The sequence below is a fragment of the Aeromonas sp. s5 genome (assembly GCF_040907865.1).
Classification (GTDB): Bacteria; Pseudomonadota; Gammaproteobacteria; order Enterobacterales; family Aeromonadaceae; genus Aeromonas; species Aeromonas dhakensis.
In genome coordinates this window covers 35,654-60,877 of record NZ_JBFOCO010000004.1, presented here as the reverse complement: position 1 = coordinate 60,877, position 25,224 = coordinate 35,654, and the positions used below count along the sequence as shown (strand labels likewise).

General features: G+C 61.7%; 23 protein-coding genes. 6 read left to right on the top strand and 17 right to left on the bottom strand.

The window, feature by feature from the left end; all coding sequences use genetic code 11:
- Window positions 1–32 precede the first annotated feature (32 nt).
- The 8 genes from AB5Y94_RS00980 to AB5Y94_RS00945 all read right to left on the bottom strand — a co-directional run bounded on the left by AB5Y94_RS00980 (window position 33) and on the right by AB5Y94_RS00945 (window position 10,353).
- On the bottom strand, window positions 33–2,204 hold the full coding sequence (locus AB5Y94_RS00980) for a methyl-accepting chemotaxis protein (protein ID WP_368204505.1): 2,172 nt from the start codon (window positions 2,202–2,204) through the stop codon (window positions 33–35).
- Between the two features lie 65 nt (window positions 2,205–2,269).
- Window positions 2,270–2,842: a chemotaxis protein CheW gene (locus AB5Y94_RS00975; RefSeq protein WP_017763910.1), complete on the bottom strand. Its 573-nt coding sequence runs from the start codon at window positions 2,840–2,842 to the stop codon at window positions 2,270–2,272.
- Window positions 2,843–2,854: 12 nt separating this feature from the next.
- Window positions 2,855–4,777, bottom strand: a complete 1,923-nt coding sequence (locus AB5Y94_RS00970; RefSeq protein ID WP_336290332.1) for a methyl-accepting chemotaxis protein — start codon at window positions 4,775–4,777, stop codon at window positions 2,855–2,857.
- A gap of 15 nt (window positions 4,778–4,792) precedes the next feature.
- Window positions 4,793–7,006: a chemotaxis protein CheW gene (locus tag AB5Y94_RS00965; RefSeq protein ID WP_368204503.1), complete on the bottom strand. Its 2,214-nt coding sequence runs from the start codon at window positions 7,004–7,006 to the stop codon at window positions 4,793–4,795.
- A gap of 26 nt (window positions 7,007–7,032) precedes the next feature.
- Window positions 7,033–7,359 carry an STAS domain-containing protein gene (locus tag AB5Y94_RS00960; protein WP_010634876.1) on the bottom strand — a complete coding sequence of 109 codons (327 nt, stop codon included), beginning with the start codon at window positions 7,357–7,359 and terminating at the stop codon, window positions 7,033–7,035.
- A 14-nt stretch (window positions 7,360–7,373) separates the two neighbouring features.
- Window positions 7,374–7,742, bottom strand: a complete 369-nt coding sequence (locus tag AB5Y94_RS00955; RefSeq protein WP_368204502.1) for a response regulator — start codon at window positions 7,740–7,742, stop codon at window positions 7,374–7,376.
- A gap of 9 nt (window positions 7,743–7,751) precedes the next feature.
- A complete protein-coding gene (locus tag AB5Y94_RS00950) occupies window positions 7,752–8,966 on the bottom strand; it encodes a methyl-accepting chemotaxis protein (RefSeq protein ID WP_024943069.1) in 1,215 nt (404 codons plus the stop codon).
- Window positions 8,967–9,264: 298 nt separating this feature from the next.
- Complete coding sequence (locus AB5Y94_RS00945) at window positions 9,265–10,353, bottom strand: ketoacyl-ACP synthase III (RefSeq protein ID WP_017763914.1); 1,089 nt, start codon at window positions 10,351–10,353, stop codon at window positions 9,265–9,267.
- 202 nt (window positions 10,354–10,555) lie between these two features.
- Between AB5Y94_RS00945 and AB5Y94_RS00940 the strand changes: the two genes are divergently transcribed.
- The 4 genes from AB5Y94_RS00940 to AB5Y94_RS00925 all read left to right on the top strand — a co-directional run bounded on the left by AB5Y94_RS00940 (window position 10,556) and on the right by AB5Y94_RS00925 (window position 14,678).
- Window positions 10,556–11,497, top strand: a complete 942-nt coding sequence (locus AB5Y94_RS00940) for a LysR family transcriptional regulator (RefSeq protein ID WP_017782062.1) — start codon at window positions 10,556–10,558, stop codon at window positions 11,495–11,497.
- A gap of 128 nt (window positions 11,498–11,625) precedes the next feature.
- Window positions 11,626–12,234, top strand: coding sequence for a LysE family translocator (locus AB5Y94_RS00935; protein WP_368204501.1), 609 nt, complete (start codon window positions 11,626–11,628; stop codon window positions 12,232–12,234).
- 102 nt (window positions 12,235–12,336) lie between these two features.
- Window positions 12,337–14,196 carry a U32 family peptidase gene (locus AB5Y94_RS00930; protein ID WP_368204500.1) on the top strand — a complete coding sequence of 620 codons (1,860 nt, stop codon included), beginning with the start codon at window positions 12,337–12,339 and terminating at the stop codon, window positions 14,194–14,196.
- A gap of 110 nt (window positions 14,197–14,306) precedes the next feature.
- Window positions 14,307–14,678 (top strand): ASCH domain-containing protein, encoded by a 372-nt coding sequence (locus tag AB5Y94_RS00925; protein WP_368204499.1) that lies wholly within the window; start codon window positions 14,307–14,309, stop codon window positions 14,676–14,678.
- A 188-nt stretch (window positions 14,679–14,866) separates the two neighbouring features.
- On the opposite strand, the gene AB5Y94_RS00920 is transcribed toward AB5Y94_RS00925, so the two are convergent.
- The 3 genes from AB5Y94_RS00920 to AB5Y94_RS00910 all read right to left on the bottom strand — a co-directional run bounded on the left by AB5Y94_RS00920 (window position 14,867) and on the right by AB5Y94_RS00910 (window position 17,822).
- Entirely contained in the window at window positions 14,867–15,655 is a 789-nt protein-coding gene (locus AB5Y94_RS00920) for an SIR2 family protein (RefSeq protein ID WP_017779188.1), read from the bottom strand.
- 125 nt (window positions 15,656–15,780) lie between these two features.
- Window positions 15,781–16,260, bottom strand: a complete 480-nt coding sequence (locus AB5Y94_RS00915; RefSeq protein ID WP_368204498.1) for a methylated-DNA--[protein]-cysteine S-methyltransferase — start codon at window positions 16,258–16,260, stop codon at window positions 15,781–15,783.
- Window positions 16,257–17,822 (bottom strand): AlkA N-terminal domain-containing protein, encoded by a 1,566-nt coding sequence (locus tag AB5Y94_RS00910; protein WP_368204497.1) that lies wholly within the window; start codon window positions 17,820–17,822, stop codon window positions 16,257–16,259. Before AB5Y94_RS00910 ends, AB5Y94_RS00915 begins: the two co-directional genes overlap by 4 nt.
- A 201-nt stretch (window positions 17,823–18,023) precedes the next feature.
- Here AB5Y94_RS00910 and AB5Y94_RS00905 point away from each other — a divergent pair, with 201 nt between their 5' ends.
- The gene (locus AB5Y94_RS00905) at window positions 18,024–18,425 is read left to right on the top strand and encodes a VOC family protein (protein WP_368204495.1); all 402 of its coding nucleotides are present in this window, start codon (window positions 18,024–18,026) and stop codon (window positions 18,423–18,425) included.
- A gap of 71 nt (window positions 18,426–18,496) precedes the next feature.
- Here the strand turns inward: AB5Y94_RS00905 and AB5Y94_RS00900 are convergent, their stop codons facing one another.
- The 4 genes from AB5Y94_RS00900 to AB5Y94_RS00885 all read right to left on the bottom strand — a co-directional run bounded on the left by AB5Y94_RS00900 (window position 18,497) and on the right by AB5Y94_RS00885 (window position 22,052).
- A complete protein-coding gene (locus AB5Y94_RS00900; protein WP_368204494.1) occupies window positions 18,497–19,975 on the bottom strand; it encodes a carboxypeptidase M32 in 1,479 nt (492 codons plus the stop codon).
- Window positions 19,976–20,108: 133 nt separating this feature from the next.
- Window positions 20,109–20,687 (bottom strand): DNA endonuclease SmrA, encoded by a 579-nt coding sequence (gene smrA, locus AB5Y94_RS00895; RefSeq protein ID WP_010634865.1) that lies wholly within the window; start codon window positions 20,685–20,687, stop codon window positions 20,109–20,111.
- A gap of 154 nt (window positions 20,688–20,841) precedes the next feature.
- Window positions 20,842–20,991, bottom strand: coding sequence for a DUF3149 domain-containing protein (locus AB5Y94_RS00890; RefSeq protein WP_010634864.1), 150 nt, complete (start codon window positions 20,989–20,991; stop codon window positions 20,842–20,844).
- 167 nt (window positions 20,992–21,158) lie between these two features.
- Complete coding sequence (locus tag AB5Y94_RS00885) at window positions 21,159–22,052, bottom strand: TraB/GumN family protein (RefSeq protein WP_139398224.1); 894 nt, start codon at window positions 22,050–22,052, stop codon at window positions 21,159–21,161.
- Between the two features lie 87 nt (window positions 22,053–22,139).
- Here AB5Y94_RS00885 and AB5Y94_RS00880 point away from each other — a divergent pair, with 87 nt between their 5' ends.
- A complete protein-coding gene (locus AB5Y94_RS00880; protein ID WP_368204492.1) occupies window positions 22,140–22,472 on the top strand; it encodes a DUF1904 family protein in 333 nt (110 codons plus the stop codon).
- 147 nt (window positions 22,473–22,619) lie between these two features.
- Here the strand turns inward: AB5Y94_RS00880 and AB5Y94_RS00875 are convergent, their stop codons facing one another.
- Window positions 22,620–23,447, bottom strand: coding sequence for an SDR family oxidoreductase (locus AB5Y94_RS00875; RefSeq protein WP_324038825.1), 828 nt, complete (start codon window positions 23,445–23,447; stop codon window positions 22,620–22,622).
- A 119-nt stretch (window positions 23,448–23,566) separates the two neighbouring features.
- Window positions 23,567–25,012, bottom strand: a complete 1,446-nt coding sequence (locus AB5Y94_RS00870; RefSeq protein ID WP_005303739.1) for an OprD family outer membrane porin — start codon at window positions 25,010–25,012, stop codon at window positions 23,567–23,569.
- Window positions 25,013–25,224 lie beyond the last annotated feature (212 nt).

Here is a 25,224-nt window from a genome sequence, read left to right as displayed (position 1 = left end):
ATGCGGGTGAGTTCCACTCACCCGCATCCGGGTTAGAAGCGAACAAAGTCACCGTCATTGTGGGGCCGGGGCAGGTTGCCATTACCCTCTGTGGCACTGTTCTCGAGCATGAAGCGGCCACGGGGACCGGTACGGGTGGCTGCCACCTTCTGGCCAGCATTGAGCTTGTGCCGCTCCAGGGTGAAGAACTCCATCGCCAGTTGCAGCTGCTCGGCCTGGCTGCTCATCTCCTCGGCAGTGGCGGCAAGCTCTTCGCTGCAGGATGCGTTCTGCTGGGTCACCTGACTCAGCTGGTTCATGGCGATGTTGATCTGGCTGACGCCGGTTGACTGCTCGGCGGAAGCGGCGCTGATCTCCTGCACCAGATCCGAGGTCTTGTTGATGGAGGGCACCATCTGATCGAGCAGGCGTCCCGCTTTCTCCGCCATGTCGACGCTGCTTGATGCCAGCTCGCCAATCTCCTGGGCTGCTACTTGGCTGCGCTCCGCCAGCTTGCGTACCTCGGCAGCCACCACGGCGAAGCCCTTGCCGTGATCGCCTGCCCGGGCCGCCTCGATGGCGGCGTTGAGGGCCAGCAGATTGGTCTGGTAGGCGATGTCATCTATGATGCCGATCCGCTTGGCAATCTGCTTCATGGCATCGACCGTGAGCTTGACCGCCTCGCCGCCTTCTACTGCCTCCTTTGCCGCCTTGCTGGCCATGCCATCGGTGACCTGGGCGTTGTCGGTGTTCTGGTTGATGCTGGCGCTCATCTGCTCGATGGAGGCGCTGGTTTCCTCCATGCTGGAAGCCTGCTCGCTGCTGGACTGGCTGATGGACTGGGCGGTGGCGCTGACCTGCTCGGCGGCGCTGGAGAGGTTGTCGGATGCTCCCAGCACCTCGGTGACAATGTTGGTGAGTGAGACGATGGTCTGGTTGAGGGAGTCCTTGGTCGTGCCGAATACGCCGGGATAATCGGCCTCTATGTGCTGGGTCAGATCCCCGCGAGCCAGTGATTGAACCACCCTGATCACGTCGTTGAGACTGGTGTCGATCACCTCGGCGATACGGTTTATCCCCTCCCCAAGGTTCTGGAAGAAGCCGCTCTTGCCGGTGAGATCCATGCGACGGTGCAGTTCGCCATTGATGACGGACTGGACGATTTCCGACATCTCCCGCTCGATGGCGACCTCCTTGGTGCGATCCGACCACTCGACCACGGAGCCCAGCCGCTCGCCATCGTCGCCGAATACCGGGTTGGCAATGAGGGCGAAAGTGCGTCCCCCCAGCATGATCTGGGTACGATAGGTGTTGTTCAGCTTGGCCAGCATGCTGCGTTGATGGCCCGGATTCTTGTGAAAGCTGTCGATGTTGGCGCCCATCAGGTTGGCCGAGTTGAAGTGGTGCAGCTCCTTGCGGATGTCGGTTTCAGCCTGGCCCAGCATTTCCCTGACCGCTTCGTTCATGTAGATGATGTTGAGATCGGTATCGGCGATCATCACGTTGGTGCTGGCCCCGTCGAGCGCCTTCTTGACTCGCAGACTTTCGGCGGCCGCCTGCTTGGCGGCGGCATTGGCAGCTTTCACTTCATTCTCGATGGCGATCTCCTTGGTGCGGTCGGCCCACTCCACCACGGAGCCGAGCCGCTCGCCACCGTCATTGAAAACAGGGTTGGCGATCAGGGAGAAGGTGCGGCCTCCGACCGTGATCTGGGTGCGGTAGGTCTTGTCCAGCTTGGCCAGCATGTTGCGCTGGTGGGAGGGCTCCTTGTGGAAAGTATCGATGTTCTTGCCCATCAGGTGCCTGACGTCGAAGCTCGGCAGATCCTTGCGAATATCCGATTCTGCCAGTCCCAGCATGGCCAGCACGGCTTCATTCATGTAGACGATGTTCAAATTGGTATCGGCGATCATCACATTGGTCGAGGCACCATCCAGCGCCTTGCGCACTCGCAGGTTTTCTTCGTAGAGCGCCTGATTGGCCTCGCGAGCGGCGAGCGCACTGCCAAGGCGATCTCCTAGCAGCCCCAGTACGGCATTGAACTCCTGGCAGAGCTCCTTGAGAGGGCCGGTGAGCGTATCCAGCTCTAGCTGGGCGGACTGTTTGCCTTGCTGGATCCCCTGAGCCAGGGTGCGGGTTGCACCAGTCAACTGGCGCAGTTGTTCCTGCAGCAAGGCATGAGCATTGCCGTTGCCAAACAGATTGCCAAAGAGTGATTGAGTCATGGGCCTTATCCTTGTGCGACATGTCATTGCTGTGTGGTGGAGCGAAACGCTGATTTATGTTGTTGTCATGGCGTTTGTGGTTTTTGTTCCAGCAGCCGTTCCTGCTGTTGAGTCAGCTCGCTGAGCTGGGCCATCTCGTCGATGGAGAGCACCTTCTCGGTATTGATGAGAATGACGAACTTGCCGTTGACCTTGCCCATGCCACTGATGAAGTCGGCCCGGATGCGGGCCCCGAAGCTTGGTGGCGGCTCAATCTCGTTGCAGGGGATGGTCAGCACCTCGGAGACGGAGTCCACCACCACGCCAATGTCCTGATTGCCGTGTTCCGGGTCGTCCGGGTGCACGTTCTCGATGATCACGATGCAGCTGCGGCGAGTGATGCTGGAGGGGGCATTGCCAAAACGGGCGTTGAGATCCACCACAGAGACGACGGCGCCCCTCAGGTTGATCACACCCCGGATAAAACTCGGCATCATGGGGATGGGGGTGATGTTGCCGTATTCGATGATCTCCTTGACCCCGAGAATGTTGATGGCAAACATCTCGCCGTTGATGAGAAAAGTCAGGTACTGGGCATCACCCTGATTGTCATGTACCAGCGTGCCAGGCTGGGCGACCACTTCGGTAGACATGCTCATGAGGCTCTCCGGTTAAAAGCGGACAAAATCGGTTTCGTCAACCTGCGGTTGCGCAGCCACATTGCCATGCAACGGAGGCTGGGCCGGCATCACAAACTTGCCTCTGGGAGGCACCCCCTTGTGCAGGTTTTCGACCTGTCTGGGTGAGCGGCCGCTGCCTTGCAGGGAGAAAAAGTCCATGGTCTGCTGCAGCTCGTTGGCCTGGGAGCTCATCTCCTCCGCGGTGGCGGCCAGCTCCTCGCTGCTGGCAGCATTTTGCTGGGTCACCTGATTGAGCTGGCTCATGGCCAGGCTGATCTGGTTGGCGGCGCTGGCCTGTTCCCCGGAGGCGGCGTTGATCTCCTGCACCAGATCCGAGGTCTTGCGAATGGAGGGCACTATCTTGTCGAGCAGACTGCCCGCCTTCTCGGCGGTATCGACGCTGCTTGACGAGAGTTCGCCTATCTCCTGCGCCGCGATCTGGCTGCGTTCGGCCAGCTTGCGGACCTCGGCGGCGACCACAGCAAAGCCTTTGCCATGTTCACCGGCCCTGGCCGCCTCAATGGCGGCATTGAGCGCCAGCAGATTGGTCTGGTAGGCAATGTCGTCGATGATGCTGACCTTGCGGGCGATCTGCTGCATCGCGGCAACCGTCTGTTGTACCGAACGGCCCCCTTCGGTGGCCTCCAGTACGGCGCTGCTCGCCATGTTGTCGGTCACCTTGGCGTTGTCCGTGTTCTGGTTGATGCTGGCGCTCATCTGCTCGATGGAGGCGCTGGTCTCTTCCACGCTGGCCGCTTGCTCACTGGTGGCCTGGCTGAGGGACTGGGCCGTGGTGCTGACCTGGTTGGAGGCGTTGGTCAGGTTGTCGGCGGCGTTGCGAACTTCCTCGATGATGGCGGTCAGCGCGGCGATGGTGCTGTTGAGGCCATCCTTGGTCTGACCGAAAATCCCCGGATAGGGCTGCTCAATCTTCTGGGTGAGGTCACCCTGCGACAGGGCGGTGGCAATGCGCATCACGTCGTTGAGGCTGGTGTCGGTCACGTTGGAGAGACGATTGAGCAGTTCGGAGAGGCGCTTGATGTAACCCTGCCGTCCGTCCAGTTCAATCTTGTAGCTGAAATCCCCCTGTTCGACGGCGGCAGTCACCAGCGTTTCTATGTCTGTAATGAGGGACGTCAGCTTGTTGACCATGTTTTGCATGGCCAGCAACAGCTGGCCGGCTTCATCGTGGGCACCGATGTCGATAGTGACGTCGAGATTGCCGTCCGCCAGGTGGTTGGCAACCTGCAGGGCCTGGTTGATGGGAGAGATGATGCTGCGAATGAGGACGATGCCAAACCAGGCTGCGGCCACCATGCCGGCGGCGACCACAGCCATCATGGTAAGCAGCATGACGTCATACCAGGCCTGGGCCTGTTCGTATTCGGATTTGGCAACGTCGAGCTGCAGACTGACCAGCTCGGTTATCTTGCTGCCGATGGGGTCGATAGAGTTGTAGAGTTTGCCGTCAAACTCATTGAGCGTATCCGCAATGACACCATGTTGATTTGAGAGAAAGACCTCCAGCCTGGTGATGTCTCGATCCGCGGTATTGAACAGGCTGTTGGCCTCGGCCGACAGCTTCTGTTCGGCTGCGGTCAGCTTGGTGGCCTGATAGTGTTGCCACTCCAGCTTGATCTGCTGCTGGGCATGCTGGATCTGCTGCAACGCCTCCTCGGCGCTGACGAGACCGGCATTGGCCTTGTTGACATTGTCTATGATGGCGACGGCGTAGTTGTCCGAGATGGTTTTGAGCTGCTTGAGCGGCACCACCCGGTCGTTGTAGACCCGCTGCAGCCCTTTGTTGCTGCTATGCATGTTGTAGAGCCCGAGCACACCTACGCCGAACAGCAGCACGCAGAGCAGGCAGAGCAGAATGGTGAGTCGTATCTTGATGGTGGAGTTTTTGAACATGTCAGGCTCCTGATGTTAATTGACTCTTGGTTGGGATTGCAGACGTGGAATGGCGTACTGGCTCAGTTGGCCCAGCTCCTGGTCGATGGCATGCTGGATCAGAGAGGGAATATCCAGAATGAGGGCTACCTCGCCGCCACCCAGAATGGTGGAGCCGCTGATCCCCTGCAGGCGCTGGAACAGCTTGCCGAGCGGTTTGATGACGGTCTGGAACTCTCCCAGCAGCTCGTCGACCACCAATCCAGATTTCTTGCCGCCGTGGCTGACAACCACGATATTTTCCCGGCGGCCACGGCTTCCCTCGACATCGAAGTAGTGCTGCAGCCGGACGAATGGCAGCACTTCACCACGCAGATTGATGTAGTTGCGCCCCTGGGTATCGGCCAGCGCGCTCTGGGTCAGCTCCACGCACTCGATCACCATGTCGAGGGGGATAACGTAGTAAGTGGTGCTGACGCGCACCAGAAAACCATCGATGATGGCCAGAGTCAGCGGCAACCGGATCTGCACCCGGGTGCCGAGGCCAGGCTTGCTGTCCAGCTCGACGCTGCCACGCAGGGCCTGGATATTGCGTTTGACCACATCCATGCCCACCCCGCGTCCGGAGAGATTGGTGATGGCCTCCGCGGTGGAGAAGCCGGGCTCGAAGATGAGCTGGTAGATCTCCTGATCCGACAGGGTGGCATTGGCTGCTGCCAGCCCCCGCTCCTGCGCTTTTTGCAGGATCCTGGCCTTGTTGAGGCCGGCACCATCGTCCTGGATCTCGATGACAATGCTGCCGGAGTCGTGATAGGCGTTGAGGGTCAGGGTGCCCCGTGCCTGCTTGCCGGCCGCCAGCCGTTTCTCGGCCGCTTCTATGCCGTGATCCATGGCATTGCGCACCAGATGCATCAAGGGATCGCCGATCTTCTCCACCACAGACTTGTCCAGCTCGGTGTCGCCGCCGGTGATCACCAGCGCTATGTCCTTGTTCAGCTCGTGGCTGACATCCCGCACCACCCGCTGGAAGCGGTTGAAGGTATCGCCGATGGGCACCATGCGCAGGCGCAGGGCACCATCGCGGATCTCTTCGACCAGCATGGCAATGGTGGAATTGGCCTCCTGCAGCTGGCTGTCCCGTGAACGCTGGGCCAGCAGGTTGGCGCCGGAGCTGGCCACGACCAGTTCTCCCACCAGATTGATCAACTCATCCAGCTTGTCGGCGTGGACCCGGACATAACGTCCTTCCTTGTTCTTGTTCTCCTTGCTCTGATTCTGTTTCTTGAGCGCGGCGTCCACCACCACTTCGTTGACGGCACCCTGGGCGATCAGGATCTCCCCCAGCTTGTTGGTGTCGGCCTGCGGCTGTTCATGTTGGGCTTGCAGGCCGAGCGCAAGCTCGCCGGCCGTCAGTGCGCCTGTTTTGACCAGCAGTTGCCCCAGCATCTCGTTGTCTTCCGGCAGGGCGTTGATGAGCGCTATGTACTCGGCGATCTTGCTGTGGGGCGGCAAGATGCTGATGAGACAGTCGTCTCGCACGAATTCGAACACGTCGCTCAGGGCACTCTTGTCGGCCTGGGAGTCCAGATCGATCTCGTAGCCGAGGTAACAGCTCTCCGGATCGAACTGTTCCCACTCCGGCAGGGCATGGTGAATGGTCTCGATGGCGCAGAGGGTGCCCATGGTACCGAGGTAGCGCAGGAAAGAGGTGGGATCCATGCCGTTGCGCAGCACGTCAGGACCAAAGCGCAGGGAAATGTGCCACAGGGAGGTAGCGCTGACATGACCCTCCTCCTTGCTGACCGGATCGGCATCGGCAGGCTGGGTCCGCTCCGGCAGCGTGGTCTGGTTGCCGCTTTGGTGACGGGCCAGATTGCGCCGCAGCAACTCATCCTGAGCCTGTTCATCCGCACCAAGGGCTTCCCCCTGTTCAGCTACCAGGCTGACCAGGCGTTCGATGTGATCCCGACTCTCCAGCAGATCCCTGATGAGGGGGGCACTTATCGCCAGCTGCTGGTTGCGCACCTGATCGAGCAGGTCCTCGACGATGTGGGTGAAGCTGACGATGGGTTGCAGGCCGAACAAGCCGGCGGAACCCTTGATGGTGTGCGCCGCCCGGAAGATGGCGCCGATGAGCTCGCCATTGTCCGGGTCGTTCTCCAGGGTCAGCAGCGCGGACTCCATCTCCTCCAGCAGCTCGCGCGCCTCGGCGATATAGGTTTGCAGGGCCTGATCAAGATTGATGCTCACGAATGACTCCTTGTCCGCAGAACCGGTTAGGCGTGATCGGCGTGGGGAATGAGGGTGGGATCACCGAAGAAGGCCGCCAGCTGGCACAGCTCAAGGGCATCTAGCACGGCATGGCTGTGCATGACCAGATGCAGCGGATAGCCTCCCTGCTGCGCCGTCTTCTTGGCCGCCAGCAGCAGCTGCAAACCGGCGCTGTCCATTTCGCTGACCTGGGAGAGATCCAGTTCCAGCTCCTGCTGGCGATAGAGCAGGGGTGTTAGCGCCTGTTTCAGCTCGGCTGCTGTGTAGATGGTCATCTCGCCCGAGATGGTCACGACACACTTGTGCTCACCCGTTTCGATTTGCAGCGGCATGAACGCCTCCCGGCTCAGGGCATGATGAGCTTGGCCACGGCAGCCAGCATCTGATCCGGCTGGAACGGCTTGACCACCCAGGCCTTGGCTCCAGCGGTCTGTCCCTCCTGCTTCTTGCTGTCCTGGGACTCTGTCGTCAGCATGATCACCGGAGTGAACTTGTAGCTGGCCAGCTTCTTGGCCTCCTTGACGAAACTGATGCCGTCCATGTTCGGCATGTTGACGTCACTGATGATGAGGTTGATCTTCTTGCCGTCGAGCTTTTTGAGGGCATCCTTGCCGTCACTGGCCTCCATCACCTCGTAACCGGCTCCCTTGAGTGTCATGCCGACGACCTGGCGTATGGTGGCCGAGTCATCCACGATCAGGACTGTTTTGGGCATATATCTCTCCTAGAAAAAAGTGACATCAGCATTGCTGGATGGGGTTGCCGCCTGGTGCTGGCGACCATGATGAATGTTGCGTTGTTCATCGGTGGCGTATGAGAGCTCCATGTCCGCCAACCAGCTCTCCGCATCGATCCGGATGGGGCCTGACTGGTGTGTTCTGTTGCGTGACGAGACCAGGTGGTCGTTGAGGCTGTCCATGTTTTGACGCACATGGCTGAGGATTTGACTGACCCTATCCTGGAACTGTAACGAAACGATGACATCGGAGATCTCGCGATGGATCCCGCTGCTCTCGCTCTGCAACAGGGCTGCGGATTCTGCCAGGCTAGTGGTGGCCATCCGAAAGCGTTCCAGTACCTGCTCGATGGCGTGTTCGGCATCGCTGACGGCAACCTGGTCGCGCCCGGCCGCGCTCTCGGCAATCTGGAAGGCGCGGCCGATGCCGGCATTGATGGTGTCAACCTTGTCGGTCATCTTCTGGGCGGTCTCGCTGGAGAGGCGCGACAGGGTGCGCACCTCGTCAGCCACCACGGCGAAGCCACGACCAGCCTCACCGGCCCGAGCCGCTTCGATGGCGGCGTTGAGGGCCAGCAGGTTGGTCTGGGAGGCTATCTTGGCCACGTCGAGCGCCATGGTGTTGAGCTCTATGGTGTAGGCGGTGAGCGTCTTGATCTCCGCCAGCATGGCATCGCGGTTGGCCTGGGTGGAGTGCATGATGGTGATGACCTGATTGAGCTGGGCCTGACTCTGGGCCAGCACGGAGGCCATGCCGGCCGATTTTTCACCACCCAGATCGCCGGCGGCATGGTGGGAGGCGGCGACCGCCTCTTCCAGTTTGGTGGTCAGGCCGGCGAAGCGCTGGGTGAGGTCGATCATGGCTCCTTCGGTTTGCTGGCGAGAGTTTTCAATCTGTTGCGACCAGATAGGCACCGCTTTTTCACATACCTGCTCGAGCCCGATGATGGAGTGGTTGAGTCCGTTATCGGCAAATGGGTGGGTTTGCTTCGCCTCACTCTCTTTGTCGGCGGGTTTGGCGTGGTAGTGGCGGGCGCTCCAGAGGGTGGCGGCCAGTGCAGCCGCCAGATTGGCCAGCAGATAAGGGAGGGGGCTGCCCGCGAGCAGCAACAGCAGGGTGCTGAACAGGCCCAGGCCAAGGCCGCAAGCCCAGCTGACCGGCTCCCAGAAGGCTAAGGTGTGTGCCCGTGTGTTGTCTGTCATACGCAAACTCGCCCCTGCTCTTGAATGTGAAGAGGGTGAGCCGTCATTTCAGTCAGACTGAATGAGCCAAGCGCAACCCGCTAATTATCAATAACTCAGTAAGGTTAGCGCAAAAAAATCGCCTGGTTACAAATTGCTCTTTCTTGCTTGGGGTTACTGAGAAAAATGGAATATGGAGGGGACGCTTGGCAGCTTGCAGCCCCTTGCTGGCGGGGAATGGCGTATCTGCACAATAAGGAAGGAGGGGAGAACGAAAAAGAGCCTGCATATGGCAGGCTCTCGGCGTTGTGCGGGCGGCTTATGCCTCGTTGGCGTGGGCCTTCTGGCACCCTTCCACTGCATGGGCGATGAGTTCGAGCGCGCTCTTGTCGCACGGCGGCAGTTCGGCCTCGCACGCCTTGATGGGTGTCACGCGATCGCCCCACTTGATGATGGCGGCGCCCCAGGTCAGGCCGGCACCGAAGGCGGCGGTCAGCAGATAGCTGTTCGGCTGGACGCGGCCCTGTTCCAGTGCCTCGCACAGGGCGATGGGCACGGTGGCGGCGGAGGTGTTGCCGTAGTGCTCGATGTTGACCATCACCTTCTCCATCGGCGCGTTCATGCGCTTGGCTAGGGTCTCGATGATGCGGATGTTGGCCTGGTGCGGCACGATCAGATCGATCTGCTCCGGTGCGATGCCGGCCTGTGCCAGTACCGTGTTGGTGGCTTCGCCCATGCCGCGTACGGCCCGCTTGAAGATCTCCTGGCCTTCGAAATTGAAGGTGAAGAGGCCGTCGATGTCGGCAAAACGCACCCGGTCGGTACCGAAGTTCGGCACGTGCAGGATCTCGCGTGCCTCGCTGTCACAACCCAGCTTGTTGGCGATGAGACCGCTCTCCTGCTCGCTCGCTTCGATCACCACGGCGCCAGCGCCGTCGCCAAACAGCACAGCGGTATCGCGACGGGCCCAGTCCAGCAGATAGGTGAGTCGCTCGGCGCCGATCACCAGCACCTTCTTCATCATGCCGGTCTGTACCAGCGAGGTGGCGACCGAGAGGGAGTAGACGAAACCGGTGCAGGCGGCGTTGAGGTCGAACACGGCGGCATTGGTGGCGCCCAGCTTCTTCTGCACCGCGGAGGCGGCGCTCGGCAGCAGGTTGTCCGGCGTGGCGGTGGCCAGGATGATGCCATCGAGGTCGCTGGCTTCCAGCCCGGCGCAGGCCAGCGCACGACGGCCGGCCAGGGTGGCCAGATCGGAGGTGCTGACATGGGAGATGCGGCGAGCCTTGATGCCGGTGCGCGGGTAGATCCACTCATCCGACGTATCCATGATGGTGCTGAGGTCGTCGTTGGTCAGTACGGAGGGAGGCAGGCATTTGCCCCAGCCTGTGATATTGGCGTATTTCATCTTGTTACCGCTTCTCAAGTGGATCGCCCGCGGGCGGAAAATCGCGCAATTATGCCGCACGGGGCAACCACTGTCATCTTGTGGTCATGGTTATCTGGCTGCAGGGTCACGCCAGGTTGCGGGGGCCGGCGGGAAATTTCGCTTAAACCACAGGGCTTGGCTGCCCTAAGATAGGGCTTTCGCCACTGGATGGAACCACCCCTTGCACAAAGCCAATCTCAACCTGCTACCCACCCTCAAGGTGTTGCTGGAGACCCGCAACATCAGCCGGGCGGCGGAGCTGCTGCACCTGAGCCAGCCTTCCATCAGCAAGCAGCTTGGCCAGCTGCGCAGCGAGTTTGGCGACGAGCTGCTGGTGCGGGAGGGGCAGCGCTGGCTGCTGACGCCACGGGCCGAGGCGCTGGCTGCCCAGCTGGCGGACTCCCTCGGTGCGCTGGAGCGACTCTACGAGGCTCCCGGTTTTGACCCGAGTCGCTGCGAGCGGGTGTTCCGGCTCGCCTCTTCCGATTACGTGGCCCAGCATATCCTGCCGGACATCTGCGCGGCGCTGGCCAGGGAGGCGCCGCTGGCGGCGCTGGAGTACAGCCTGTGGGACAAGCGCCTGCTGCCGCAACTGTGGCAATCCGAGCTGGACATGGTCTCCACCATCACCGAACTGGTGCCGGATCAGATCCGCGGCCTGCATCAGGGGGAAGATCGGCTGGTGGTGTTGATGGGTAGCCACCATCCGTTGGCGGGGCGCTCGCTGAGTCTGGATGACTACCTCGCCTGGCCCCATTTGCAGGTGAGCGGCGGGGGCGACAAGGACAGCCCGGTGGAGCAGGTGCTGGCACCCCAGGGGCTGAGTCGGCGTTGGTTTGCCCGGGTGCCCTTCTTTCAGGCGGCGGTGGAGGTGTTGCTGCGCACCGACTGCCTGCTGACCACCCCGGCTCACATCGCCTGGCAGCTATCCTGTGAGCACGCCCTGCATTTTTGCGATCTGCCGTTTGTCAGCCGCACCCAGCAGTATCATCTGCTGTGGCATCAGCGCCACCATCAGGATCCGGCCCACAAGTGGTTTCGCGAACTGGCCTATCCCTTCCTGCGCGAGCACCTGCAGCGCACGGTGGCGGCGAGCCGCAAGGTGTTGAACCCGCCCCGCTAGCAACAGACGCTTGTGTTGGCCTATAGCCATTGGCTATGGGTTCTATTCCCAACTTTCACTTCTGGCATAACCAGGGGCCCTTTACCCTGAGCGCAGACATTCATCTTCCGCTTGAGACAAGGAACACCATGGAATTGACGAGTTGGCTGGCTCTGGCCGCAATCTGCGTGATGGGCGCCATCAGCCCGGGGCCGAGCCTGGCACTGATCATCCGCAACACGGTGCAGGGAGGGCAGGGGCACGGTGTGGCCACCGCCCTTGGCCACGGCCTCGGGGTGGGCATCTATGCGCTGATAACGGCTTTGGGCCTCGCCATCCTGATCACCCAGACCCCGCTGTTGTTTGACGTAATTCGCTACGGTGGCGCCGCGTTTCTCGCCTGGCTTGGGGTCAAGGCGTTGCTGGCCAAGCCCGTCAAGGGGGAGGTGAGCGAAGAGGTGCACCAGCTGCGCGGTCGGCAAGGCGCTTTCGAAGGCTTTATGGTGGCCTTTCTCAACCCCCAGCTCGCGGTCTTCTTCATCGCCCTGTTCAGTCAGTTTGTGCATGCCGACACCGGCTGGCGCGAGGGGGGCATCATGATGCTCACCGCCGGTGGCATAGATGCGATCTGGTATGTGCTGGTGGCGCTGGTGCTCTCTCGTGGTCCCGTGCTGGCCTGGCTCAAGGCCAAGTCCTTCGTCATCGACAAGGTGAGCGGTCTGGTGCTGCTGGGGCTGGCCCTGAAGGTGGTGCTCTGATCCAATCCTGTATTTTGCGGTGATCTTAAGCGGGATCAAGGCGGGGAGGGTGGCAATGTCCTAGAGTGGCGCCCATTTGCTGTCCGCCCTGATCCCGAGACCATGCACCAGAACAAGCACCCGTTAAGCCACCACAACCGGTTGGAGCTGCTGGCTCCGGCCAAGAACCTCGCCTACGGCATCGAAGCCATCAATCACGGTGCCGATGCCATCTACATGGGCGGCCCCGCCTTTGGTGCCCGCAGCGCGGCAGGCAACAGCATAGAGGATATCGAAGCGCTGGCGCGCCATGCCCACCGCTTCGGCGCCCAGGTCTTCGTCGCCTTCAACACCCTGCTGCACGATCACGAGCTGGAGCAGGCCCGGCGGCTGACCTACCAGATCTACGAAGCGGGGGCCGATGCGCTGATCGTGCAGGACATGGGGCTGCTGGCGCTCGACCTGCCCCCCATCGCGCTGCACGCCAGTACCCAGACCGATAACCGCACCCCGGAGAAGGTGAAGTTTCTGCAGGATGTGGGCTTCTCCCAGGTGGTGCTGGCGCGCGAGCTGTCCCTTGCGCAGATCCGCGAGATCAGTGCGGCCACCAATGTGCAGCTGGAGTTCTTTATCCACGGTGCGCTCTGCGTCTCCTACAGCGGTCAGTGCAACATCAGCCACGCCCGGACCGGCCGCAGCGCCAACCGCGGCGAATGTGCCCAGCTCTGTCGGCTGCCTTGCTCGCTGCAAAAGCCGGATGGCGAGGTGCTGGTGGCTGACAGCCACCTGCTCTCCCTCAAGGATATGGATCAGACCGACAACCTGGAGGCGCTGATCGAAGCGGGGATCCGCTCGTTCAAAATCGAGGGGCGCCTCAAGGGGCTCGACTACGTCAAGAACGTCACCGCCTGGTATCGGCAGAAGCTCGACGCCATTCTGGAGCGCCGCAGCGATCTGGTGGCCTCCTCAGCCGGCCGCTGCAGCTACAGCTTCACGCCGGATCCGAAAAAGAGCTTCAACCGCGGCAGCACCGATTACTTCCTCCATGGTCGCAAGCCCGGGATCGACTCCACCCAGAGCCCGAAATACGTGGGCGAGCCGCTGGGCCGGGTCACCAGTATCACCAGGGATGGCATCGAGATCGACGGCAAGCAGGTCACCCTCAACAACGGCGATGGCCTTGGCTTCTTCAAGCCGAACAACGAGCTGGTGGGGATGCGCCTGAACAAAGTAGAAGGTAAGCAGTTACTCCTGTCAGAGCGTATGCCTGGCTTGAAGGTGGGCACAGAAATCTACCGCAACCACGATCAGGCGTTCAGCAAGGTGCTGGAGAAGGCGAGCGCCGATCGCCGCATCCGGGTCGATATGGTGCTGGCAGAGTGTGATGAGGGATTGCGCCTCACGCTCACCGATGAGCAGGGCATCAGCGCCGCCGTCACGCTCCCCTGTGACAAACAGCCGGCCGACAACCCGGAACGGGCACTGCAACAGGCGCGCGATCAGCTCGGCAAACTCGGCAATACCCTGTTCGTGGCGCGCAAGGTTGAGTTGGCGTTTACTCACCCGCTATTCATTGCCGCATCCATGCTCAACGGTTTGCGCCGGGATGGCATCGCCGCGCTGGAGGCTGCCCGTCTGGCCGGCTACCAGCGCCCCGAGCGGCGCATCGCCCTGCGGGATATCCATTATCCCCAGCACCGTCTCTCCTACCTTGGCAACGTGCTGAACAGCGCGGCCGAGCAGTTCTTCCGCGAGCACGGGGTGGAGCGCATCGCCCCCGCCTATGAGACGAACAAGGAGGAGCGGGAAGTGGTGCTGATGATCACCAAACACTGTATCCGTTACAGCCAGAACCTCTGCCCGAACGAGGTGCCGGGCCTCAAGGCCGAGCCACTGGAGCTCAAGATGGGCAAGGACACCTTCCGCCTGCGGTTTGATTGTCACCGCTGTGAAATGCACGTGATGGGGAGTTTGAAACGCTGAGGAGCACGATGCCGCCAGGTTCCATGCACATGGCTGGGGTTGTGTGACCCGTTTTGCCTTGAGTTATCATCCTGTGCCAGGGATCCCCAGCAAGCTGCAAGGAAGGACCTATGCTCGCACTCTCCATCGTGGCGCCCCATGGCGCCAATATTGCTTCGGGCAAGAAGACGCTCGAGGCTCGCTCGTGGTTGCCTCCCTCACTGCCCATTCGCGACCTGCTGATCGTTGAAAATGGCCGATACCTCAGCGCCGATCATCCTGTGGATCCGGCCGGTCGAGCGGTCGCCCTGGTTGATATCGAGGAGGCCCATGAGTGGCAACCCGATGAGGTGTTGGCCGCCTGCTCCGGGGGCTGGGAGCCGGGTTACTTTGCATGGCGGCTGTCCAACGTGCGTCCTGTGGTCGATGGGCCCGTGGTGCCGGCGCAGAGGAAGTTGTATGAGGTAGACGGCTCGGGCGTTCTGGGCGCACATTGCGGCTAAAACAGGGCTGGGCAGAGGAACAGGCATCGGCTTGTGGGTTGATACCCATGGAGAGTGTTATCGGAGGTGGTGAGGTGGCCGCACAGCCCCTTCGATACTGCACAGAGCAAGCTTGGTGCGAGCAGCATGTACAGGGATGGCGCCCCTGCTGGATTGCCGGTGCGGGGAGGTGCCTTCAAGATTTTCAATTATTGGAATTTATTCAGAAACGCCTCTAATGCCTCTCCTGGGTTCTCTTTTTCAGATGAGATCATGCTGATCCCCCATTGCTCAAGGACGGCCTCTTGTACCGGATTCGACCTGGCCGAGAAAATATACGATTTCGGCTGGGCATCACCCGCCCGGTTGGCTTTCCATAATTTGGAAAGTTTGTAAAATAAAAGCCGCAGGTTGATATCGGCCAAACTATACCCGATAAACAGCACTGATTTACCCAGCACATCCGAACGCAGTTTTATATCCAGTGGTGTTTCGAATTCAAGCCGCTCAAAATAGCTGGTCTCATCAATGACAATGGACTTGTCATCATCAAAATCACCATGAAATTTTACAACTTGTACCTTGTCACTTTTGATCCTGGTAAAGTCTGATACCGATGCGATTTTGGTAAATGGCTTGCCATAATATGCGAGGGCATGCTCTATCCAGCGGTCATAGTTGGTGGTGTATATTATCGGAAAGTTAGCTTTGGCAATGTATTCATGGACTTTGGACGTTGAAATATCAATGTCAGGCGAATGCCAAACTCTGTCCATCCAGCTTCTTAAAGGGCCTATGCTGCCTTTTTGTAAACGATAATATTCTGCCAGCGCATAGTGATCGCCAAAAGACTTGTATATTTCAGGCTCATAGCCCAGATCCTTGGCGATCTTGTCGAGCAGGGTTGACCATGATGGAAGACCAAGGTTCATCGATACCCCGGCCCCCACAAAAAGAATGACATTGCCTTGTCTAAAGGCAGATAGTAGCTGCTCCATATTTAATCTCTCCTTAATAAATATGGTTCTGCCACTATACTCGGGTTAGAAAAATCGATGAAATCGTAAATCTGCGGTGGATATTATTTTATGATAGATAGTGTCTATGGCTTATAGGCATTACATTATCTTTCACTGATATTCTCCAGTTGCAGCAACGCCTTTTTAATCTCCAGTCCCCCCGCATAGCCGGTCAGGCTGCCGTTCTGGCCGATCACCCGATGGCACGGAATGATGATCGAGAGCGGGTTGCGGCCGTTGGCAGCCCCCACTGCCCGCACCGCATTGGGCTTGCCGATGGCGCGGGCGATGTCGCCGTAACTGCGGGTCTCGCCGTAGGGGATGTCGCACAGCGCCTGCCAGACCACTTGCTGAAACGCCGTGCCTCTTGGTGCGAGCGGCAGGGTGAAGTGTTGCAGGCGGCCGGCAAAGTAGGCCTCAAATTGCGCGAGAAAAGGGGCCAGCGCCGTCTTGTCCTGTTGCCAGTCGCGCATCTCGGGCAGTGCGCGCAGCCCCGCTACAAAGCCCACGTGCAACAGGCCGCGCTCGTCGATGGCCACCAGCAGATCGCCGCAGCGGCTGGGCAAGATATCGTAGCGGATCATGGGGTTGTCTCCTCTGCTTGGTTGTCGCTTGATGTGCGGCCTGGTGCCGACTTGGTCAACAGTGCTGGCTGCTCGCTCATGGCATGCCACAGCCAGCTCGCCGCGTAGCCGCGCCAAGGCCGCCACCCTTCGCTGTGGGCCAGTACCTCCTTCACCGGCAACTTGGTGCCGCCCCCCAGCGCTTTTTGCAATACCAGATCCGAGGCGGGGAAGGCATCCGGATCCAGTCCGCAGCGCAGCCGCCAGTAGGCGACCGTCCAGGGGCCGATGCCGGGCAGCGCCAGTAGTTGCTCATCGCTGGCGCAGGTCAAGCTCAACTCGCCGCTGGCCAGCGCCTGTGCCAGCCCCTGCAGCGTTCTGATCCGGCTGCCGGGCATGCCGATACCGTCCAGGTTCAGCTCGCACAGCTGGGTGGGGGTGGGCAACTGCGCCACCCCGAATTGCGCCTCGGTGCGTGCCACCAGCCGCCCGAGTATGGTGATGGCCCCCTTGACCGACACTTGCTGGCCGACGATGGCGCGCAGCATCACCTCGTACTCGTCCCAGCCGGCGGGCAGCCGAACCCCCGGCCAGCGTGCCTGCAGGCGTGCCAGCAGCGGATCCTGCCCGAGCCGCGCACCGATGCGCTGCATGTCGGCATCGAGATCCCACATCCGGCGCACCCGATACAGCAGATCAGGCAGCGCGGCGGGCGGCAGATCATGGACGCTGAGCTGCAGGCTGTGCCCCTTGCCCTGGCTGATGCGCACCCGTGCGAGCCGATCGCCGACCCGGTGCAGGCGTTCATACACCTCGCCATCTACCCGTTCCAGCCCCGGAATGGCGCGCAGCCGGTAGAACGCCAGCATGGCCGCCACGTCGTACGGGGGGCGGTAGGGCAGTTGCAGCGTGAGCATCGCCCCCTCCTCGCTCTGTGGCGCAGCCTGCGTCAGGGCGGCGGCGTCGCCGGTTGGCTCGCTCTGACGACGCAGCGCCCGCGGCGCCAGCCCGTATGCCTGCTGCCAGGCGTCGTTGAAGCGGCGAATGCTGGCAAAGCCCGCCGCAAACGCGATGTCGGTGATGGGTAGCCGGGTTTCGGTCAACAGCCGCTTGGCGAGCAGCAGCCGGCGCGTCTGCTCCACCTGTTTTGGCGAAGCGCCGAGGTGCTGCTCGAACTGGCGGCGCAGCGTGCGCTCACTGATGCCGGCCTGTTCTGCCAAGGTAGTGAGCGAGCCTTCCGCCAGTTCGCCGCGATCGATTCGGGCCAGCAGGCGCGCCAGCGTCGGTGGCAGATCGCCGGGCGCAGCGGGCGCGAGCTCAGGCCGGCAGCGCAGGCAGGGGCGCAGGCCGTGCTGCTCCGCTGCGGCGGCGCTTTGGAAGTAGCGCACGTTGTGCTCGTGCGGTGGCCGCGCCGGACAGACAGGGCGGCAGTAGATGCCGGTAGAGAGCACGCCGGTAAAGAAGCGGCCGTCGAAGCGCGCATCGCGGGCCAGGCGGGCGGCATGGCACTGCTCGGCGCTGAGCGGCAGGCCTGACTCATCCTCTGGGGCCGGCGGCATCGTCATGGCGGGATCTGTTGGCATCGGTGGCTCCTTGCGCCGAAAACGGGGTGGGCACGGCGGCCCGGATGAGTGAGAGACTAAGCAGGAACGAAGGCGATGACTAGCCAGAAACGGACAGCAATTGAAATAAAACCGATGCCGCGTGCACGGTATGAAAAACAGATCGGTTTGATGGGGCAAGTGTGCGAATCTGGGCTGACAACATCCAAGGAGGAGAGAGCCATGCCAGGACCCGCACGTGCCGGCGCCCTGATCTACGCCAGGGATCCCGGCCTGCTGAGCCACTTTTATCGCACCCTGCTGCAGATGGAGATCCGCAGCCAGAGTGACGAGCTGATCGTGCAGGAAAATGCCGACATCCAGCTGTTGCTGCACGCGATCCCAGCCCCCTATGCCGAGCTGGTGGTGATCACCACGCCGCCGCAGCTGCGCGAGCAGGGCGCCATCAAGCTGTTTTTCACCGTGCCTAGCCTCGACTGGGCGGAAGCGAAAGCGGCCGATCTCGGCGGAGGCCTGCTGCCGCAGCAGTGGTCAGGACCAGGTTTCGTGGTGCGCAATGCGTTTGACCCCGAGGGCAACATCCTGCAGCTGCGCGAGTTCGTCGGTGTGTCGGACGGGCGCTGAGGCGCCACGCCGCCATGAAAAACGGGGCCGCGAGGCCCCGTTTGTTATCTGCTGGCGGGCGCGCCGGCCCCTTATTTCAGATAGCGCTGCTCGAGGTGTTTGCGCAGCCAGTGCGGATTCAGCGCCTCGCCAGTGGCGCGGCTGACCAGCTCGTCGGTGCTGTAGCGGCTGCCCTGGGACCAGATGTGGCGGCCCAGCCAGGCGAAGATCTCCGGCAGGCGGCCCGCCGCGATCAGCTCGCCCATGCTGCCGAGCTCCCGCTCGAGCGCGAAGCGCAGCTGAGCCGCGTACATGGCGCCGAGCGTGTAGCTCGGGAAGTAGCCGAACGAGCCGTCGGTCCAGTGAATGTCCTGCATGCAGCCATTCTGGTAGTTGCCCTGGGTGGAGAGCCCCAGCCACTGCTGCATCTTGGTGTCCCACAGCGCAGGGATGTCTGCCACCTCGATGCGACCTTCCATCAGATCGCGCTCCAGCTCGTAGCGCAGGATGACGTGGGCCGGGTAGGTCACCTCGTCCGCATCGACCCGGATAAAGCCGGGCTCGACCCGGTTGTAGAGCTTGACCAGGTTTGCCGGCGCCAACGCCGCCTGCTCGCCGAAGTGGGCGCGAATGTGCGGCGCCAGCAGCGCCAGGAAGGCGGGATCATGGCCGAGCTGCATCTCGCAGAACAGGCTCTGGCTCTCGTGAATGCCCATGGAGCGGGCCTCGGCCACTGGCTGGCCCAGCAACTGGCGCGGCAAGCCCTGCTCGTAACGGGCGTGACCGGTTTCGTGGACGATACCCATCAGGCTGGAGACGAACTCCTGCTCGTTGTAGCGGGTGGTGATGCGCACGTCGGTCGGCACCCCGCCGCAGAACGGGTGGCTGCTCACATCGAGCCTGCCATGGGCAAAATCGAAGCCGAGCAGCCCCATCACCTGCTGGCCGAGCGCCTGCTGGGCGGCGATGGGGAAGGGGCCTTGCGGGATCAGGATGGTTTCGCTCTTTTGCTGTTCGCTCACGGTCTGGATCAGGTTCGGCAGCCAGCCGGTCAGATCGCCGAAGATCTCGTCGAGCCGGGCGCTGGTCATGCCCGGCTCATAGAGCGCCAGCATGGCGTCGTAGGGGCGCACCCCGAGCGCCTCGGCACGTAAGGAGGCGACCTCCCGCGACAGTTTCACCACTTCTGCGAGGTTCGGGGCAAAGCCGGCCCAGTCATTCTCCTTGCGCTGGCGGCGCCAGGCGTGCTCACACTTGCTGCCGGCGAGCGACAGCGCCTCCACGAGATCCCCGGGCAGCAGGCTTGCATCCTGCCAGTGGCGCTTGATTTCGCGCAGGTTGGCACGCTGGGTTTCGTCCAGCGGCTCGCTCTCGGCCTTGGCAATCCAGTCGCCCAGCTCGGGGGCGGTGCGCTTGTGGTGGATCAGCAGTCCCAGTTCGGCCATGGCCTCGGCGCGGGCTTCGTTGCCCCCCTCCGGCATCATGGCGGCCTGATCCCAGCCACAGATGGCGGAGAGGTGGGAGAGCCGGTGCAGCTGTTGCTGATGTTGTTCAAGTTTCTGATATGACATGGGATTATCCTTGTTATCGTCCCTGATGGCGTACACCCCGTACCTGGCATGCTCGGGGCCGATCGATGCTAACACTGCCCTCGTGCGTTTTACCACCCTGGCCTAGGATGACTGACCAGATGACGGGCGCTGGCTAGCCGAGCCGCTTCTGGTGGCGTTCGCGGTTCTCCGCCTTCTTGCGCTCGCTCTTGCGCAGCAGTACGTAGAGGGCACCACCGCCGCCGTGGCGACGCTCGGCGCTGTGCATGGCCATCACCGCCGGCAGTTGCGGCAACCAGGCGCTGACATAGCTTTTGAGCAGGGCGCGCGGTGTGCTGCGCTCTCCCTTGCCGTGCAGGATCAGCAGGCAGCGGATGTCGCGCAGTTCGCAATCCGCAATGAACTGCACCAGGCTCTGGCGCGCTTCGTTCAGGGTCTTCTGGTGCAGGTCCAGGCTCGCCTGCAGCTCGTACTTGCCGAGCCGCAGCTTCTTGTAGACCCCCTCCTGCACCCCGTCACGCTTGAAGCCGACGATGGCGTGGGGGTCGAGCATCTCGACCGCTTCCATGCTGAGGTGATCCAGGGCGAGTTGTTCGGCGGTGGCGGCCTGGCGCCGCGCCAGCTGGGCGTCGGTCGGGCTGCTGGCCGTCTGGAGGCGGACATGGTCGTTGCGAATGGGGCGCACATCGGCCACTTCATTGCGAAACAGTGAGAGTTCGTCGTTTTGAGACACGGCAGGCTCCCCGCAGGTGGAATGAGCGGCCATTATAGCGGGCGGGGGCGGATCTGAAAGTGGCGGGCGCGGCAGTGGTGCGGGTCTGCTCAGACCCTGAGCAAAGGGGGAGGTGAGGGCGGGATCAGGCGATCGGGGATCGCCTGACGCAGGCTTATTGGCCCTCTTTCGGCGGCTTGGCGTTCATCACCTTGTAGATGAAATAAGCCGCGTAGGAACTGATCAGCAGGAAGGTACCGATAATCACCAACATGGACATCAGTCCCACGCTGTTGCCGAACATCAGGTTCATCCAAAAATCCATCTCGTGCACTCCTGTCATCCCATTGATGACAGGCATGATAGATACCTCTTTGGGAGCAAAGAGATGATCTCGATCAAGTCCTATTGTGGTTATTTAATCGGCAGTCGGATCTGTGAGCCTCCTCCCAGTTCAAGACCCTGACGGGGCCAGCGTGGTCCTGTCGGCGCCTATTGGCGGGCAGGCTTGCGCGGGCCCGGCTCGGTGAGCGGGGTGATGCGCCAGCCCTGTTGTTCCAGCAGGGCGAGCAGCCCCTGGTCGCCGTAAAGATGCAGCGCCCCTACCACGATGAAACTCTCGTTGGGCAGGGTGGACCACTTCTTCAGCCAGTTGTGGTTGCGCTCCGCGAGCAGGGTCTGCTCCAGCCAGGCCTGCAGTTTGGGCGGCGCCATCTCCGATTTGAGCAGGTTGATGAGGGTCGCCTCGTCCCCCTCTTCCCACGCCTTCATCACCTCGCCAAAGCCGCGCTCGAGCTCGGGCAGCTCGTCCAGGGTGCTCTCCAGCATCAGGGTCTGGTTGTCGCCGACGCTGGCGAGGTAGCCGAGCTGCTCGAGCAGGGTCTCGAAGCCGATGATGGGCTTGCCGCCGTCGGTGGCCTGTTTGGCGAAGTGCTGATCCACCCCGAGCGCGCTGCGAAAGTCGGTGCGCTCCAGTGCCGCCTGGGTGAGGGTGATGGCGGCGAACCAGGGGCGCAGCGGGGCCAGCATGTTCTCGGTCAGGCCGTTCTGGCCGGCGGCGATGATGGTGCGCCGGTAGAGGTCGAGCGGTATGTGCTCCTTGAGGGTCTTGCCGTCCACCAGCCGGGTGATGGCCCCCATCTCCTGCCACTGCTGCTGGCTGATGTGGGTCAGATCGACCTCCAGCACCAGGGCGCGGCTCTGCAGCCAGGCCCGCTCTATGGGGTCGGGCAGCGGATAGAGCGAGGGCTTGCCCGCGTGGATGGAGCCCAGCAGCCAGTGCTGCTGATCGCCCTTGCTGACCCGATAGAAGGCGGGGTCGGCAAAGGCGCTCAGCGGCAGCAGCAAGCAGAGCAGGAAGGGGAGCAGCAGGCGATGGAGTCTCATGGGGCACCTTATGTCAGCGGATGGCTTCTCTTCGTCACAATAACCCCTATGATAAGTCCTCATTTGTCACAGCCAAGAGGTTTTCCCATGCCCCACCTTCGTTTCCGGGCCGTCACCGTCGACACCCTCAAGCAGATAAGCACCCCCCTGCTGACGGATCTCTGCGCCCTCACCGGGGGCAAACCTGAGTTTGTCACCCTGGAGTGCATCGACAGCCACTGGGTGCGCGGGGGGGAGCGCGAGGCCGGCTTTCCGTTTGTCGAGCTGGTTTGGTTCGAACGCCCGCAGGAGCTGCAGGACGCGGCCGCGGCACTGATCACCCGCCACCTGAAAGCGGTGCTGGGGGAGCAGACCTATGTGGTGGTGCAGGTGCTGCCCATCGTCAAGAGCTGCTACTACAGCAACGGTCAGCACTACTGAGGCTGCGGCGTTGCCAGGAATGGCGGCTTGGCTGATTCAAGCCACTCTGGTGCCGATTGGTGGGGATGAGACGAAAGGCGACGATGCGCGTCGTCGCCCCTGGCTGCAGGTGGTTTGCGGGCGTGTCGGGTGGCGAAGCGGTTGCTGTCAGGCCGACTTGGCGAGGATCCGGTCGAGCAGGCGGCTTGGCAACAGGCGGCGCAGCACTCCGAACAGCCGGGTCGGGAAGGTGACCGGGTAGCGGTGTTTTGGGCGCGGGCTGCCGAGTGCATGCAGCAGCGGTGCGATGCAGGCTTCGCTTGGCAGGGTAAAACCGCGGGCACCCCCTTCGCGCTCCAGCCGGCTCAGGGTCTGCTGATAGGCTGCCTGATGGCGGCTGGCGACGGGATCAATGTGGCGCAGGAAGGCGGCGCGGGCATTGGCCCGAAAGCGGGTGTCGATGGGGCCTGGCTCGATCAGGCTGATCTGCACGCCGCTGCCGGCCAGCTCCAGGCGCAGGGTATCGGTATACCCTTCCAGCGCGAACTTGCTGGCGTTGTAGGCGCCGCGATACTTCATGGCCACCAGCCCCAGCACAGAGCTGTTCTGCACGATGCGCCCCTCGCCGGCCGCCAGCATGGCCGGCAGCAGCTGGCGAATGAGGTGGTGCCAGCCGAACAGGTTGGTGTCGAACTGCTCGCGCAGCGCCTGGGTGGGCAGATCCTCCAGCGCGCCGGGCTGGCCGTAGGCGCCGTTGTTGAACAGGCCATACAGGCGGCCACCGGCCAGTGCCTGCGCCTCGGCCGCGCCCCTCTCTATGCTGGCCTCGTTGGCCAGATCCAGCTCGACGGCCAGCAAACCCAGCTGGCGCAGCTGCTCCACGTCCTCGGCCTTGCGGGCGGAGGCGATGACGGTGTAGCCGTGCTGGCCGAGCGCCTTGGCGGCGGCCAGGCCGATGCCGCTGGAGCAGCCGGTGATCAGAACGAAGCGGGACATGGGCGCATCCTTGTGGTGACGGTGCAGGCATAAGCGCCTGCGGCTTTGCATGTTAACCCGCTGATCAGAAAAAAGAAAACCGGGCCAATCGGCCCGGTTTGCTAACTTCAACCACCTGCTTACAGGATGGTGAACGGCATGATGATGTGGAACTTGACGTCTTTCTCGGAGGCGAAGATGTTGGGGTATTCGGTCCAACCGCCGCCCTGGCTGATGTCGTTGTTGTAATCGGTGTAGTGCAGCTTGAACAGGGTGCCCTTCAGCTTGCCATCCTGCACTGTGTACATGACGTCGAAGTTGGCTGCCCATTCGGTATCTTCACCGTTGGTGGCCTTGGTGCCGTCGCCTTTCTGGATATCCCAGCCGTAGGCACCGGAGACACCGACGGACCAGCCAGGTGCACCCACCAGGTCATCCAGGGAGCGGGTCACGCCGAAGAACAGCGCTTTTTCGTTGTTGGCGTTCCAGTCGGAGCGGGAGTCCCACCAGATCTCGTTCGCGCCCTGGGAGTTGCCGTAGCCACGGGTCAGACGGGGCAGGTAGTTGCCTTCGTTACCCTCGGCCTTGGTCCACAGACCTTCCAGACGGAAGCCGTACGGGCCCATGCCCCAGGCGGCGGTCAGCGCTTGCTGCCATGCCAGGCCATCGTAAGTCTCGATGTCGGCACCGCCCTTCTGATAGGTCTCGGTGTCGGAGCCGTAGAACTGGTAGCTGGTGGAGAGGCCGCCCAGCACGTCAAACTTGTGGGCCAGCTTGAAGTGGTAGCTGTCCATGTAGTTCTCGGAGTTACCGTAAGAACCGGTAATGGAGGTGCCGTTTTCGAAGGTGTAACGCGCCGCTACGCCCTGGATGTAGTCGATGACGTTTTCATCGGCGAACGGATCCATCCATGCCTTGGCGCGGGAGAACTTCTGGGTCTCCTTGTACCAGGGGGATTTGTACTCGTCGGCGATGGCGTAGGTCAGGTAGAGGCCGCCGAAGTTGCCTTCAATCTGGCCACCACGGTAGGTACCCGGCTGATAGGACCAGTTCACGCCGATCACGCCCGGTACGTAGAGCTGGGTCAGACCGCCCTTGGCGGTGAGGGCACCGTCCAGCGCCTTGAATTTCAGCGAGGCGTTGGCCAGGCTGAAGCCGCCTTCCGGGGAACCGTCCTTGTAGTTTTCGCCCCATTTGTTGCCGGCGAAGGAGAATTCGTTCTCCTGGTTGACCGGGTGGTTCTCGGTCACGGCCAGGTCATAGGCACCGAAACCGCCCACATCGATACCCACCACGTCCCAGGCGTAGCCGGAGTTGAAGTTCAGGGAGGCCTGGGTGGTGGCGTGGCTCAGGTTGGACTGGTACTTGCCTTCTTTGTTCTTGGCAGTGGGGTCACCGTCGATACGCTGACGATCACGCTGGAAGTAGAAGAGACCACCGTTGAGTTTGCCTTCTTCATAGAATTTGCTGGCGGCGGCTGCATAGGTGGGACCTGCTTCGTCGGCAGCCAACACCATACCGGGGGCGAGCATGGCAGCAACGACGGCTGCGCTCAATGCGGCACGTTTGAAGATCACTTTTTCCATTTTGTATTGCTCCTGATTTTATGGACTTAGCTTTTTTGTCCGGCAGTCAGGCAGGTGCCCGCCGCTCGGTATTGGCATTGCAATCAAGACCCCGAAGGGCAAAAAGTTCGAGTATGTCGGCTGCGGCCGCGACGTCTTGGCACATCTGCGGTGGGTGCAGTTCTGTTCATCACATATTTTGTTTTTTTGTGTTCCGATACTTGGCTATCGGA

What these genes read in the sequence shown, in the direction of transcription:
- AB5Y94_RS00980 (WP_368204505.1), bottom strand. Translation starts at nt 2,204, where the DNA reads ATGACTCAATCACTCTTTGGCAATCTGTTTGGCAACGGCAATGCTCAT.
- AB5Y94_RS00975 (WP_017763910.1), bottom strand. Translation starts at nt 2,842, where the DNA reads ATGAGCATGTCTACCGAAGTGGTCGCCCAGCCTGGCACGCTGGTACAT.
- AB5Y94_RS00970 (WP_336290332.1), bottom strand. Translation starts at nt 4,777, where the DNA reads ATGTTCAAAAACTCCACCATCAAGATACGACTCACCATTCTGCTCTGC.
- AB5Y94_RS00960 (WP_010634876.1), bottom strand. Translation starts at nt 7,359, where the DNA reads ATGCCGCTGCAAATCGAAACGGGTGAGCACAAGTGTGTCGTGACCATC.
- AB5Y94_RS00955 (WP_368204502.1), bottom strand. Translation starts at nt 7,742, where the DNA reads ATGCCCAAAACAGTCCTGATCGTGGATGACTCGGCCACCATACGCCAG.
- AB5Y94_RS00950 (WP_024943069.1), bottom strand. Translation starts at nt 8,966, where the DNA reads ATGACAGACAACACACGGGCACACACCTTAGCCTTCTGGGAGCCGGTC.
- AB5Y94_RS00945 (WP_017763914.1), bottom strand. Translation starts at nt 10,353, where the DNA reads ATGAAATACGCCAATATCACAGGCTGGGGCAAATGCCTGCCTCCCTCC.
- AB5Y94_RS00935 (WP_368204501.1), top strand. Translation starts at nt 11,626, where the DNA reads ATGGAATTGACGAGTTGGCTGGCTCTGGCCGCAATCTGCGTGATGGGC.
- AB5Y94_RS00930 (WP_368204500.1), top strand. Translation starts at nt 12,337, where the DNA reads ATGCACCAGAACAAGCACCCGTTAAGCCACCACAACCGGTTGGAGCTG.
- AB5Y94_RS00925 (WP_368204499.1), top strand. Translation starts at nt 14,307, where the DNA reads ATGCTCGCACTCTCCATCGTGGCGCCCCATGGCGCCAATATTGCTTCG.
- AB5Y94_RS00920 (WP_017779188.1), bottom strand. Translation starts at nt 15,655, where the DNA reads ATGGAGCAGCTACTATCTGCCTTTAGACAAGGCAATGTCATTCTTTTT.
- AB5Y94_RS00915 (WP_368204498.1), bottom strand. Translation starts at nt 16,260, where the DNA reads ATGATCCGCTACGATATCTTGCCCAGCCGCTGCGGCGATCTGCTGGTG.
- AB5Y94_RS00910 (WP_368204497.1), bottom strand. Translation starts at nt 17,822, where the DNA reads ATGCCAACAGATCCCGCCATGACGATGCCGCCGGCCCCAGAGGATGAG.
- AB5Y94_RS00905 (WP_368204495.1), top strand. Translation starts at nt 18,024, where the DNA reads ATGCCAGGACCCGCACGTGCCGGCGCCCTGATCTACGCCAGGGATCCC.
- AB5Y94_RS00900 (WP_368204494.1), bottom strand. Translation starts at nt 19,975, where the DNA reads ATGTCATATCAGAAACTTGAACAACATCAGCAACAGCTGCACCGGCTC.
- AB5Y94_RS00890 (WP_010634864.1), bottom strand. Translation starts at nt 20,991, where the DNA reads ATGGATTTTTGGATGAACCTGATGTTCGGCAACAGCGTGGGACTGATG.
- AB5Y94_RS00885 (WP_139398224.1), bottom strand. Translation starts at nt 22,052, where the DNA reads ATGAGACTCCATCGCCTGCTGCTCCCCTTCCTGCTCTGCTTGCTGCTG.
- AB5Y94_RS00880 (WP_368204492.1), top strand. Translation starts at nt 22,140, where the DNA reads ATGCCCCACCTTCGTTTCCGGGCCGTCACCGTCGACACCCTCAAGCAG.
- AB5Y94_RS00875 (WP_324038825.1), bottom strand. Translation starts at nt 23,447, where the DNA reads ATGTCCCGCTTCGTTCTGATCACCGGCTGCTCCAGCGGCATCGGCCTG.
- AB5Y94_RS00870 (WP_005303739.1), bottom strand. Translation starts at nt 25,012, where the DNA reads ATGGAAAAAGTGATCTTCAAACGTGCCGCATTGAGCGCAGCCGTCGTT.